Annotated in this window: 12 protein-coding genes and 1 pseudogene; 3 read left to right on the forward strand and 10 right to left on the reverse strand. The window is 63.3% G+C overall.

The window, feature by feature from the left end; all coding sequences use genetic code 11:
- Window positions 1-81: 81 nt before the first annotated feature.
- From BN2475_RS28910 to BN2475_RS28950, 9 genes are all read right to left on the reverse strand, one after another.
- The gene (locus BN2475_RS28910; protein WP_094782846.1) at window positions 82-1,377 is read right to left on the reverse strand and encodes a LysR family transcriptional regulator; all 1,296 of its coding nucleotides are present in this window, start codon (window positions 1,375-1,377) and stop codon (window positions 82-84) included.
- Window positions 1,378-1,470: 93 nt separating this feature from the next.
- Complete coding sequence (locus BN2475_RS28915) at window positions 1,471-2,331, reverse strand: fumarylacetoacetate hydrolase family protein (RefSeq protein ID WP_094782847.1); 861 nt, start codon at window positions 2,329-2,331, stop codon at window positions 1,471-1,473.
- A 12-nt stretch (window positions 2,332-2,343) separates the two neighbouring features.
- Window positions 2,344-3,123, reverse strand: a complete 780-nt coding sequence (locus tag BN2475_RS28920; RefSeq protein WP_094782848.1) for an SDR family oxidoreductase — start codon at window positions 3,121-3,123, stop codon at window positions 2,344-2,346.
- A 56-nt stretch (window positions 3,124-3,179) separates the two neighbouring features.
- Window positions 3,180-4,190, reverse strand: a complete 1,011-nt coding sequence (locus tag BN2475_RS28925) for an amidohydrolase family protein (protein ID WP_094782849.1) — start codon at window positions 4,188-4,190, stop codon at window positions 3,180-3,182.
- A 53-nt stretch (window positions 4,191-4,243) separates the two neighbouring features.
- The gene (locus tag BN2475_RS28930) at window positions 4,244-5,161 is read right to left on the reverse strand and encodes a VOC family protein (RefSeq protein ID WP_094782850.1); all 918 of its coding nucleotides are present in this window, start codon (window positions 5,159-5,161) and stop codon (window positions 4,244-4,246) included.
- Between the two features lie 199 nt (window positions 5,162-5,360).
- The gene (locus tag BN2475_RS28935; protein WP_094782851.1) at window positions 5,361-6,257 is read right to left on the reverse strand and encodes a substrate-binding domain-containing protein; all 897 of its coding nucleotides are present in this window, start codon (window positions 6,255-6,257) and stop codon (window positions 5,361-5,363) included.
- On the reverse strand, window positions 6,254-7,285 hold the full coding sequence (locus tag BN2475_RS28940) for an ABC transporter substrate-binding protein (RefSeq protein WP_094782852.1): 1,032 nt from the start codon (window positions 7,283-7,285) through the stop codon (window positions 6,254-6,256). The genes BN2475_RS28935 and BN2475_RS28940 overlap by 4 nt, the downstream gene beginning before the upstream one ends.
- A complete protein-coding gene (locus BN2475_RS28945; protein ID WP_094782853.1) occupies window positions 7,282-8,154 on the reverse strand; it encodes an HpcH/HpaI aldolase family protein in 873 nt (290 codons plus the stop codon). The genes BN2475_RS28940 and BN2475_RS28945 overlap by 4 nt, the downstream gene beginning before the upstream one ends.
- A 23-nt stretch (window positions 8,155-8,177) precedes the next feature.
- A complete protein-coding gene (locus tag BN2475_RS28950) occupies window positions 8,178-9,218 on the reverse strand; it encodes a hypothetical protein (RefSeq protein ID WP_094782854.1) in 1,041 nt (346 codons plus the stop codon).
- Between the two features lie 632 nt (window positions 9,219-9,850).
- On the opposite strand from BN2475_RS28950, the gene BN2475_RS28955 reads away from it, so the two are divergent.
- Both BN2475_RS28955 and BN2475_RS28960 read left to right on the forward strand, forming a co-directional pair.
- Entirely contained in the window at window positions 9,851-10,360 is a 510-nt protein-coding gene (locus BN2475_RS28955; RefSeq protein WP_094782855.1) for a thioesterase family protein, read from the forward strand.
- On the forward strand, window positions 10,353-11,303 hold the full coding sequence (locus BN2475_RS28960; protein ID WP_094782856.1) for an alpha/beta hydrolase: 951 nt from the start codon (window positions 10,353-10,355) through the stop codon (window positions 11,301-11,303). Before BN2475_RS28955 ends, BN2475_RS28960 begins: the two co-directional genes overlap by 8 nt.
- A 30-nt stretch (window positions 11,304-11,333) precedes the next feature.
- Here the strand turns inward: BN2475_RS28960 and BN2475_RS28965 are convergent, their stop codons facing one another.
- Entirely contained in the window at window positions 11,334-12,296 is a 963-nt protein-coding gene (locus BN2475_RS28965) for a response regulator (RefSeq protein WP_094782857.1), read from the reverse strand.
- A gap of 406 nt (window positions 12,297-12,702) precedes the next feature.
- On the opposite strand from BN2475_RS28965, the pseudogene BN2475_RS28970 reads away from it, so the two are divergent.
- A pseudogene (locus tag BN2475_RS28970) lies at window positions 12,703-12,995 on the forward strand (hypothetical protein); the annotation flags it as partial.

Below are 12,995 nucleotides of genomic sequence, written 5' to 3' on the forward strand. Positions count from 1 at the left end.
CTCCATTATTTATTGCTTTAATTCGTATAACTAAACGTCTGCCACTAACCCGATCCGCCAGCCCCGTTGGAGTCGTGCAATTCAGGAACGCGATCGGCGGCCGCGCGGCTCCGGCTGCGCCGGTGAGCCGGGCGCGGAATTCACGCCCGACTCGCCGGCGATCGCCGTCGCATTCCTCTTCAGATGATGCAAAAACGCCGCCTGTACGTCATTGGGACGCCAGTCGCGCTTGGTCGTGATGCCGACGATCGGACCGTCCCACGGCACCTCCACCGGCAGCGGCGCGATAAAGCCGAAGCGCCGCTCGCTCAGCACTTCGGTCCAGCTCAGCACCGTTAGCATCTCGGCGTCGTAGAGCGTGATGCGGATGGTCGACAGCGAGTAGGTTTCAATGCTCGCCGGCGGCGGCGTGGTTTCGGCAAAGATATGTTCGTAGGCTTCGCGGCGCGGCGAGCCCTTGGGCGGCAGCACCCATTGATAGCGCGCCAGCGCATCGACGGTGATCGCGTTCTGCCGTGTCAACGGGTGCTCGCGACTCGCCACCACGCAGTAGCGTTCGTGATACAGCGGCTCCTCGACGAAGTCGAACGCTTTGCCCGGTTGCTTCAGCAGTCCGAGCATGAAGTCGATCTCGCCGCGCAACAGTTTGTTGAGCAATGCCTCGTAGGTGCCGCTCAGCACCACGACCCGCGCGTCCGGAAACTGCGCGGTGAGCGAGCGGATCGCGTTGACGATCAGGATGGTCGGGTCGAGCAGCAGCACGCCAACCGTGACCGTGCGCTCCTTTGGGAATTCGTACGCGTTGACGGTTTCGACCAGCGCCACGATCTGGCTCGAGACGATTTTCAGACGGCGCGCGAACTCGCTGCCGACCTCGGTCGTGTTGATGCCCGTCGACGTATGGCGGTACAGCTGGCCGCCGAGGTTCTGTTCGAGCGTGCGCGCCGCGCGCTGCAACGAGGCCTCCGTAATGCCGAGCATCCGCGCGGCAGCGCGAAACGACCCGCATTCCTCGATGGCAATCAGACAGCGCATCTGCGTGCGCGTGATGCTGCTCGCCAACGCCAGCGGCGACACTTTGCGCGTACTGCCGACCAGTTGCGCGGCCTCCTCGGCGAATTGCAGGATCTTGCGCGTGCGCACCAGCGCGGCGACGCCGACCGGTGTCAGATACGTGCCGGTTGGCGAACGCTCGAACAGCGCGACCCCGAGCATGCCTTCCAGCGCCGCGATGCAGGAGGTCGTCGCCGGCTGCGAGCGCAACAACTCCTGCGACGCCTGCGTGACATTCTCATGGCGCGCGACAGCCTCGAAGACCCGCAGTTGCCAGATGCCTGGCAGGTCTTTCTCAGACGCCGTGGTCTCGATTCGTCGCATCGCAAGCTCGGGGGAAGAGTTCGTCCGTTGTTCGGTCGCGCAGCCGGCCGGGCGCAATCAGGCGCAATCAGGCGCCAGCCGGTGCAAATGGTTTTATTCCTGGGCGACCTCGTTGCGCAGCGTGCCGATCCTGTCGATCGAGACTTCGCAAACGTCGCCCACCTTCATGAAGACCGGCGGCGTGCGCGAGAAACCAACGCCGCTCGGCGTACCGGTCGCGAGGATGTCGCCGGGGTACAGCGGCGCGATCGTCGACACGTATTCGATGAAGCGCGGGATCTTGTGAATCATGCTGCTGACCGACTCGTCCTGCATCACCTGACCGTTCAACGTGGTGCGGATTCGCAGTTGATCGACGTCCTCGATCTCGCGGCGCGGCACGATCCACGGTCCGATCGATCCGCTGCGATAGAAATTCTTGCCCGGCGTGATCTGCCGCGTGTGGAATTGCCAGTCGCGCACGCTGCCTTCATTCATGATTGTAAAGCCAGCGATGTGTTCGAACGCCTCTTCCGCACGAATCCGGTAGCCGGGCTTGCCGATCACGACCACCAGCTCGCCTTCGAAGTCGAACTGCTCGCTCACACCCGGATGCAGCAGCGTCTGGCCATGGCCGACCAGCGAGTCGGCCGCACGCGCGAACAAGGCCGGCGACTTCGGCAATTCCTGCACGCGGCCCGCGTTCTGCACTTCGTTGTGATGCTCGGCGTAATTCAGCGCGAGGCACCAGATGTGAACCGGCGCCGCGATCGGCGGCAGAAAATGGATGCGTGCGAGCGGATAGTCGGCGGGCTCGGAGGCGGCGGCCGCCACGTGCTGCGGAAAACCCGCCGCGACCAATGCCTTCAGGTCCGCGTATTCGTCGCCGAAACGCTTGCCGAGGTCCACCACGCCATCGCCGACCACGACGCCGTAAGTCGTGCGTCCGTCGATCTCAAAGCTGCAATATTTCACGTCGATTCTCCGTTAGACCAGACCGGCGTACGAACCGCCGTCCAGTTGCAAGTTTTGTCCCGAGATGAAGCCGGACTGTGCGCTGCACAGGAACGCGCAGGCGTCGCCGAATTCCATCGGGTCGCCGAGGCGCTTTGCGGCGATCGTCGCGGCGATCCGCTGCTTCGCCTCCGCGACGGTGATGCCGTCCTTCTTCACCATGCGCTCGGCCATGTACTGTTGACGGTCGGTGTCGAAGCGTTCCGGCAACATGTTGTTGATCGTCACGTTGTCGATCACGCTATCGCGCTGCACCGATTTGCTGAGCGCGGTCAGTGCCGCGCGCACTGCGGCGGACAGTCCCATCGTCGCGCTGGGCGACTTCACCATCGCCGACGTGATGTTGACGATGCGGCCAAAGCGCCGCTCGCGCATGCCCGGCACGAACGCCTTGATCAGGAAGATCGGCGCGAGCATGTTGCCCTCGACCGCGCCGAGCCAGTCCTCGCGGCTCCAGTCGCCGATCTTGCCCGGCTCCGGTCCCGCGTTGTTGTTGATCAGGATGTCCGGCTCGGGACACGCTTCGATCAGGCTGGCGCGTCCCTCTTCCGTGTTCAGGTCCGCGACCACGATGCGCACACGCCGTCCCGTCACCGACTCGATCTGCGCGGCGGCACTCTCCAGTGCATCGCGATGGCGGCCGTTGATCGTGACTTCGCAGCCCTCGCGCGCCAGTGCGGTCGCGCACGCGAGCCCCAACCCTCGCGACGATGCGCAAACCAGTGCTTTTTTTCCGGCGATTCCCAAATCCATGGTATTTCCTCGATGAACTCAATGACCTCAACAACCTCTATGACCCAATCTATGACTCAGGCCGCGACGCGATCCTTCAGGCGCGGATACAGATTCAACGCGTTGCCGGCGAACACCTGCTGCCGGTCGCAGTCGCACAGATGCGGCGTCGCGGCGAGGTAGCGGCCGGTGTCGTCGAAGTGATGACCGGTTTGCGGGTCGATGCCCTTGACCGCGCCGATCATCTCCGAGCCGAAGATGATGTTGCGATGAGGGATGATCTTCGTGAGCAGGTCGATGCCGGCCTGGTGATACACACAAGTATCGAAGAACACGTTTTTCAGCAGGCCTTGATCCAGTGCCTCGAAGCCCATGTCCTGCGCGAGGCCGCGGTAGCGTCCCCAGTGATACGGCACCGCGCCGCCGCCGTGCGGAATGATGAAACGCAGCGTCGGGAAGTCCTTGAAGAGTTGCGGCGACAGCAGCAGTTGCATGAACGCGGTCGTGTCGCCGTTCAGGTAGTGGGCGCCGACGTGATGGAAACACGGATTGCACGAACTGCTCACGTGGATCATCGCGGGTACGTCGAGCTCCACCATCTTCTCGTAGAGCGGGTAGTAGACGCGATCGGTCAGCGGCTTGTCGGTCCAGTAGCCGCCGGCCGGGTCCGGGTTCAGATTGCAGCCGACGAAACCCAACTCCACGACACAGCGTTCGAGTTCTTGCGCCGACGCTTCGAGCCCCTGCCCCGGCGATTGCGGCAACTGGCAGACGCCCGCGAAGTTCTTCGGATACAACGAGCAGACGCGATGGATCAGATCGTTGCAAAGCCTCGACCACTCGATGCTGTTTTCCAGCGTGCCGAGGTGATGCCCCATCTGCCCCGCGATCGGCGAGAACAGCGTCAGGTCCAGGCCGCGAGCGCGCTGCTCCTTCAGTTGCCCTGCTTCCAGTGCGTCGCGCAGTTCGTCGTCGGAGATACTGAGCGGCGCGCCGTAAAAGCCGCCGCCATTCGCGAGCTGCGCACGCCGCCATTCGTGTAGTGTTTTCGGCACTGTCGTGAAGTGCCCGTGACAATCAATAATCATCGTGGTTTACCGTTGTTTTTGGAGCTGACGCCCGCCGCGGCGGGCGTCGCGTTTTAGTTGGCGCCCGGCCATGCGACGATCGGCGTGGCCTGTTTGACAAACCGCTCCGGCGGTTTTTCGCCGGTGTCGTAGCTCATCCCCTCGCCGATCTGGATGCGGTTGAAGCGGCTCGCCGCATTGAGCTTTTCGTGTGAAATCCAGTGCTCGTGCATTTGTCCGTACGGGCTCATCCAGTAGTCGAAAATCTGGCTGCCGAGCGCGTGGCGTCCAATGCCGCGAACATGGTCATGCGAGCGATGCGCCATGTGGTCGTAGCCGAAGAAGATGTCGTCGACCCCTTCCACCTGATACGACACGTGATGCATGCCGGCGCGGTGGCCACGCAGCAGGAAGATCACGTGATGATCGACCAGCGCGTCGCCCTGGTCGACGCGATTGAACTGGCCGATCACGTTGTCCGGTTGGCCGACGAACAGTTCGTCGGTGGGCAGCAGGCCGAGCGTGCGCTGATACCAGCCGATCATGTCGGACAGATTCGGCGTCGCGTACGCGGTATGCGCGATCCGCACGACCCGCGCGGGGCCGAGTGAGCGGCTTTCGCCCTCGGGTCCGCGCACCAGTTCGAGCGGCGGCAACGCGGCGACGCGTTGTTGGCCCGTCACCAGTTCGAGCCAGAAGCCGTTCGGATCGCGCAACCGGATACGCTGGCCGCCGCCCGGCGCGTCGGGCGATTCGATGCCTTGCGCGCCGGGCAATTTGGCCAGTGCGGCGAGGTCGGCGGTCTCGCTCAACGCGTAACCGAAGCTGATCACGCCGGGCGCACCCAGTTCGGTGACGTGAAGAAACGGCGAATCACCGACGCCTCGCATGTAGAGACGCTGAGCGTCGCGATGCGCGAGCACCATGCCGAAGTCTTCGAGAAACGCCTGCATGCGTCCGAGGTCCGGCGCACTCAGTCTGACGTATGACATTCCAGTAATCGGTGAGGCCACGGCTGTCTCCTGTCGACGAGAGTTGGCGCTTTAGCGCCTACTCTCGTCCCATGCAAATGATTGCGGTCGACCGGAGTTGGCGCTTTAGCGCCCTACTCAGGTCCCATGCAAAATGGTGCTGTTAGAGCTTTGTTATACGACGATCCGGCTTATGTACCACACGTTCGCAGTTCAGCTATCAGCTCAAGATGTTCGCGACGTTCCCGTACAACTCGTCGGGCGCATAGCGTCTGGTGATCAGCTTCTGTTCGAACGCATACCGGATCACCGTTTCCAGGGCTGGACGCAACGCATCGAAACCGACCGGCTGCAAGTCCGGGCCACTCGCGGCGGGCAGGTCACCACCCGCGACTCGGCTCTCCAATAGCATACGGAAGACTTCGCGTACGAGATCGCTGCGCGACTCGGCGATCTCCTTGCGAATCGTCACCACATGGTTGATCGGCACTACGTGAGTGCGACGGTGCCATGCCGCGGCCGCTTCCTTCGGCTCGGGGATCAGCGTGCGGATGCCCGGATCGCCCGACAACGCGCCACCGGCGATGATCGCATCGACCTGGCCGGCGCGCAGCATGTCCTCGAGGCTGAGCGTCGAATCGATCCGCGTGACCCACTCGGGGTCCTGGTATTCGGCAACGTGCGCGCCTTCCTGACTCTGCGAGCGCACCTGGTCGAGTTGGACGCCGTACTCGTCGGACAGAATGCCACGCACCCACGTCGGCGTGGTTTGCGCATACGAGCGCATCGCGACGGTTTTTCCCGCCAGATCCTGCGGCCTCATATCGTCGTCGGCGCGGCACAGGATGCTCTTGTGGTGAAACATGCCGTTCATCACGAACGGCAACATCACATAAGGCTTGCCTGCCTCGTATGCTTGCAGGAATGTGACGACCGCGAGTTCCGCCACATCGAACTTCAGTCCGCGCACCACGTCCTTGAACGCTTTTTGCGCGGTATCCACATCGGCGAAATCGAGGCGCAGCAGCGGCGACGCTACGCTGCCGTCCTTCAGCGGCGCAGTCTTCTTATACGAGCCCATCATCGCGGTGAGCGTGGTCATGTCGGTCCCTTTCATGTGCGGCTCGCGGTTGCCAGCGGGTTATCGTGCTTGCTGCCCTGGGCGTTGTCCTGTGTGTTGATCTGGGTGTTATCCCGCGCTTTGCTCTGGATGACGCGCGGGTCGTGGAACACCGTGCGCAACGGCGGCGCGTGCGGAATCAGGCGCTGCCGATGCGCGTAACGCACCAGCGCTTCGAGCGACCTGGCGTTTTCGTCGAATCCGTACGGCAGCGGATCGCCGACCCACTGCGCCAGTTCGCGATAACGGAGATCCTCGGCGCCGGCAGCTTCGCCGCTGTGAATCCGTGCGAGATAGTTTGTCTTCGCTTGCGTGAACGCTTCGAACAGCGCCAACGCAAGTTCGGGATGCCGTTCGAGCACATCGTTGCGCACCACGATCATGCCGTGCAGAGGATAAATGCCGGTGCGGCGAAACCAGTCGCGCTCGCGCATGTCGGCGTCTTCGACGATCTCGACGAGCTGGTCCTCCAGAGCGTCGCCCGCGCCCGCGAGTCCGCCGAACGCCGCCTCCAGTTCGCCCTGCTTCAGCAGGCCCGCGATCGACTGGTCGTCAGCGAGCCGCTGCACATTCGGCGGCGTGGCGAAGCTCTGCACGTTCTCCTCTTCTTCGGTAACCCACGTCACCTTGTCGGGATCGAGGCCATACTCATCGGCGAAAATGCCGCGCGTCCACACCGCGGCCGTGACTGAATAGGTACGCACGCCAACCCGCCTGCCTTCGAGATCTTTCGGACCACGAATCGTTGCCGAACGCAGCCGCTCAATGCCTGCGTGCCGGAAGCGGCGCGTCATGGGTATCGCGAGCGCGGTGATCGGCGCGCCTGCCGCCACCGCCATCAGATACGATGTCGGCGCCATTTCGCAGATGTCGTACGGCTGGCTGCGTGCCATCTCGCGATAGGCGTCCGGCATCCGTTTCTTTTCGATGAACTCGAGCTCGAACCCTGCGACGCCGACTGTTCCATTGCGCAGATCGCGCACCTGTCCGTGCTGCCCCAGCACGATGGACAGTTTTACCGTCATGATGCCTCCGCCAAACGTCCAGCCAGTTGCAGGCCTTTGTCCAGCGCAGAAAAATCGCGCTTCGGATAAGTCATCAGGAACCGGTAGCCCTGTTCGATGACCCGGCTCACGTTCTGCCCCGTGACGTGCGGATGACCGACCGGGATGTCATAGGCTTTACCCACTTCCAGCACGTGATCCATCATGCGCAACAGTTCCGGGTTGTCGTACTGGCGCGGGCAGCCGAGTTCCTGCGTCAGGTCGCCCTCGCCGATCAGCAGCACGCCGATGCCCGGCACCTGCCTGACGATCTCTTCGAGGTTCTCGATCGCACGCGTGTCCTCGATCATCAGCACCACCAGCACTTCGCCATCCGGCGCGAGCGGCCACACATCCGCCTTGCGGTAGTACTCCTGCTGCGACACGCCCCAGTAGCGCGCGGCCGGCATCGGCGCATCGCCGCGCAAACCGGCCAGCTCGTACAGCGGCGCGCTCTCGAGCCGCGGATAGCGGCACGCGGCAACCGCGTTATAGGCTTCCTCGGGCGTGCTGATGCGCGGCCACGCGATGCCGTATGCGCCGAGATCGAGCGCCTGCTTGGCAAACCACTGATTCATTTCGCTGCCGCTCGGCGGAATGCGCACCAGCGGCGTCATCTGGCAGGCAATCGACTGGGCCTTCGCAATGCGCTCGCGCAGCAGCAGAAACTGCATCGATTCACGCAGCGAGCGGATATCCCAAGGCGTATGTTCCAGCTCGAACACCACCCCGTCATTCGACGACTGCGCAAACGCAACCGCCGATTCCACTTCAGCCTGGATGAACGACGTGAATGCGATACGGCGTCCGGTTTGCAGCGCGCGAATTACGCCGTTGAGTCTTTCTGTCATGGTTTCGATCGTCCCTGATTCGTTCAAAGCATCGCCGCACAGAACGCATCGCCTGCGCCGGACGGGAGCGGTTTTTCTGTCCAGCTCTGGCAGCCGTCGGTCGTGAAGAACACCTGGCCGCCGCGCGTCACGGTGATCACGCCGTTCGAGTCAGTGGGGTGCACGCCGAAGCCGAGCATCGTGCTGGCCGGAGCGACTTGCGAATCGGCGCGGTACCAGCGCTTGCCGAGGTCGTCGCTCGCGTACAGCGCGCCCGAGTTGCTGCGCGACGAAATGCTGAAGCACGCGTACATCTTCTTCGGGTCGTCGCATACGAAGCGGCAGTCCCGCGCGTACGAGAACGGTGCGAACTTGCCCACTTCGAGATCGCGGAACGTCCTGCCCTTGTCGCGGCTTTCGAAAACGCCGAGACGGCAGATATAGAACAGCGCATCAGGATCGGCCGGCGTGGTGCAAACCGAGTGAGCGTCGAACATGCCTTCGGCGTCGTCGTCGGTTTCGATGCGGCTCTGCAGATGCGGCAGTTGCGCGAGCGCGAGCAGTCCGTCCGGCTCGCCGCGCCACGTGTCGCCGCCATCTTCGCTGACCAGCAAACCATTGATCTCGGCCACCGCGTACATCACATCGAGGTTCAGCGGATGAAACGCGATCCGCATGACCCGCGAGTCGCCGAACGAAATCTTGAAGCGCTCGGGATGATCGGCCTTGCATTTGCGCCAGGAGTCGCCGCCGTCGTCGCTGCGATAGATGCTGACCGGGCCACCGGCCGCGAACAGCGTATCGGGACGCGTCGGGTGAATCACGACACTCCAGAACTGGATCGGCTCGTTCGTCACGTTCAATCGGGTCCATGAATCGCCACCGTCGTTCGACCGGTACACGCCTTTGCGCGTGGCAGCGAACAGCAGATCAGGCCGCTGCGGATGCGGCGTGATCGCCTGCACGGAGGCGTCGTCGGGGAAGTCGGTCAGCTTTTCCCACTCGCCGCCGGGCCTCAGGCGATACATCGAACCAATCGCATTCGGACGATTGGCGGCGGTGCCGACCAGCATCAGTTCTTTCATAAGGTCTCCAAACGAATGATTCGTCGAGCGCCGGTGCATCATTCAGATCGACTCAACGACATGCCCCGCTGCGCCTCGGTATCGATCGGCTCGCAGCAGGAGTTCGGAATGCAGTGTAAGTGCCGTCGGCAACGCTTTGTTATTCAAAATCTGCGGGGGCAATAGAAATTTGCTTAACCGCTGGAAAGGCCGTTGGAAGTGGCGCGAGATCGGGCGATCAGCGTGCGCGCGAGTCAGTGATTACCCGCAGCGGGAAGGTTTCGAGGCTGCGCGTGAAGAGACAAACGGAGGTCGTGATTGTTGTCGTATCGCGCTGCGGGCCTAAGGGTCCGCAGCGAATGGCGACAGTCCAGGAGTCAGCTTATATAGGGTATAAACCCCTAACCAATAAACTCACTGTTGCGATAACCGTCACAAATCAGTGCCAGTACATGCTCGCGCAGCCCGCATCCCTTTGCCCATCGGCCGTACGTCGCCATTCGCCCGCACTCGCGCTATCGTGACTAAACTGGTAGCGCCGCCGCGCACGCACCGCGCCCTTCACGTCGAACCACGAGGCGCGCCGCCAGCGCCCGCGCATCAACCGCACACAACACCACGGCGTACGCATTGAATCGAGGAGACGATTTCCCATGCCGCATCCAGTTGCCCTGCCCTGTTACCACGACACCGTGCGGGCTGAATGGGTCGATTACAACGGCCACTTGCGCGACGCGTCCTACATGCTGATTTTCAGCTTCGCGACCGATACGCTGATCGATTTGATCGGCTTGTCCGACGCGGTGCGCAAAGCGCGGCAGCGTTCGATCTACACGCTCGAAGCGCATATCAACTACCTGTGCGAGATCAAGGAAGGCGCGCAAGTTCGCGTCGATATGCGGGTGCTCGGGCATGATGCGAAGCGGCTGCATCTTTATCTCGAGATGTTCAGCGGCACTCGCGACGAGCCCGTGGCCGCAGGCGAGCAAATGCTGATGCACATCGATACCAGCGGGCCGCGCGGCGTCGCGTTCGATCACGACGTCGAGGCCCGCGTGCGGGCATTGGCCGACGCACACGCCGCATTGCCGCCGCCGACGTTTGCGGGACGCGTGATCGGCTTGCCTGTCGGGACCCAACACCATCGGAGCGGACATGCTTGAACCGGAAATCGCCGCATTCATCGAACGTGCCACCGCGATCTATCCCGCCCATTCCGCCGCATCGACGCCGTCTGAGCAGCGCAGGATGTACGACCGGTATGCGGCCATGCTGGCACCGCCGCTGCCGGGCGAGGTCATGCTGCAGGACGCCAGCTTCACCAGCAGGGCGGGCCATACGATTCCGCTGCGGCTTTACCGGCGTCGCACGAACGCGCACGAAGGGGTCCGCGGCAGCGTGCTGTATTTTCACGGCGGCGGCTTCGTGCTCGGCTCGCTGAACAGCCATCAGATGATCACGGCCCGCATCGCGCTGGATACCGGGCTCGATGTGATTGCGGTCGACTACCGGCTCGCTCCCGAGCATCCTGCGCCGGCCGCGCATGACGACTGCATGGAAGTGACGCTCGCCGCGTTGGCCGGACGCCTGCCTTTCGATCTGCACGACGACGCCGCGCTGCAACTGGCCGGCGACAGTGCCGGCGGCAATCTGGCGGCCAGCGTGGCGATGCGGCTGCGTGACGACGGAGTGGATCGCGTGCGCGGGCTGGCGCTGGTTTATCCGATGCTCGGCGTCGAGCCGCAACGGCCTGCGCGCGACACCGAAGCGTACGCACCGATGCTCACGCTGACGGACGTTTATGCTTTCCGCGATTCGTACTGGGGCAAGGGCGAGTCGGCGCGCTACCCCGCGTGGACGATCCCGCTCGACGCCGCGCGCTTCGACGCCCTGCCGCCGACGCTGGCGATCGGCGCTGAACACGATCCGTTGAGAGACGACGCACGCGTATTCGTCGAGCGCATCGGCGCGGCCGGTGGTGACGCGCGGCTAAGGATCGGCGCCGGACTCGTGCATGGCTGCTGGCGCGCGCTTGAATGGAGCCCGGGCGTGCAGGCCATGCATAAGGACGTGTGCGATTTTCTGACCGGACAGGCTCGCGATTAATGTGCGACTAGTGCGCAGTAAATGCGCGATTCAGCGATTGCGCTCAGCCCGCCATTTTGAAAACGTCACGAGGTCAACGCCCACTTCGGCCGCGTCGATGCGGGTCCAGCCATAGAACGCATCGTCCCAGCCCGGGATGCTGCGCGGCGTCAGCGTCCTGACCTCCATGCCGCGACGGTAGGCCAGGTCCGGCCAGAAGATCGGCATCACCTCGCGTATCGCCAACTGACGCAACAATTCGGCAGGGCCGCCCTCGTCGGCCACGATCTCGCCCTGCGAGATCCAGTCGTTCTCGGCCCACGCGACGAACACGCTCGGATTGCCGGCGCGGTCGAACATCAGGATTGCGTTCTGCTCGGGACGCCAGTAGTACTCGACGATGCCTTCAGCGGCCATCACCTCGTCGATGACCTTGCGCGTTCTCGGATCGCAATACGTCATGCCGTTCTCGCCCAACGCGAGCCAGCCCGACTCCGAACAGTGCCGGCTCTTCGCATCCTTCAGGAAATGGACCAGCCGGTTGGCCGAGTCCGGATCCGTCTTTCTCAGATACAGATCCACGATGCCGGCGTTGAACGCCTTGACCGCGACGGTTTCGTCCGCGACGCCGGTCAGCAGCACTTTCGCGCAACGCAGATGGGATATCGACGCGAGAAATTCGACGCCGTCCATGGCCGGCATGTCGAAGTCCACGACGACCGCGGCGACCTCCTCGAAACGCGACGACCGGGCGACGATGTCGCGCTCGGCCGAGGTTTCGACGAAACGCTCGACACCCGGCTCGCTCAGACATGCCGACGCCGACGCGAACTCCAGCGAATTCTCGCGCGCATGCTGGCGAATGAAACTGAGCGCGGCTTGCGGTCGCGTGAAAAACAGGTTGGTCGACGTGTCCGGGAAGAACCGGCGCAGGGCATCGAGGTAGCTGTCGTTGTCGTCGACGAAGACAATCGTTGCCGGATAGTAAACAGGTGGTCGGATAAAGTTGTTCATATTTTCACGTGGTACGTCACGCCGCCGCCGTGGCACCCCAGAGGCGGGCCGCCAGGCTGGCAAACCGGCCTGGGCGCACGGCATATCGCGGCATATCGCGGCACGACCCAGACATGAAGGACGGCCGCCCTGCCCATGAGCCGCATTGTCAGCGCGTTGTTTTTGCCGTTGCCGGTCTCGGCATGGTCCGCTGGGGGGCACGTCGGCGTGCCTCGTCGATGTTTATGCGCCGGGCATCCAGACGCTGGCTGCCGCGTCGATGTCCCGCAGCACCGTATAGTACAGGCCTCTTCGCATCAAGAGTGCAAAGATGCGTCGCGGTGTGATCGGTATATGCTAATTGGGGCCACGGAATAGTCGTTTATCATCGATTCATCACAGTTCTTGAACGACCCGTTGGTTAAATATGACGAATAGCGGCAAGGTGTTGATAATCGGCCTGCTCGTGGTTGATCTGGGAGTCGGTGGTTACCTGCTATTACCGAAAGACGAACCGCCGCCCGTCGCGGTCGGCACGGTAACTGGCGGCGCCACGACGACGCCGGCAGAACTGAACTCCGTCGACGGCGCAACCAGCAAGGCGGCCGGCAAGGTGGTTCAAATGACGCCGCCTGTCAGCGGCACGGACCAGCTCGCCGCCACGCCGCCGCCCGCCCCGGCGACGGTAGCCCCGGCCGCTCCGGCGGTCACCCCGGCCCC

It is taken from the genome of Paraburkholderia ribeironis, assembly GCF_900019265.1.
GTDB classification, from domain to species: domain Bacteria; phylum Pseudomonadota; class Gammaproteobacteria; order Burkholderiales; family Burkholderiaceae; genus Paraburkholderia; species Paraburkholderia ribeironis.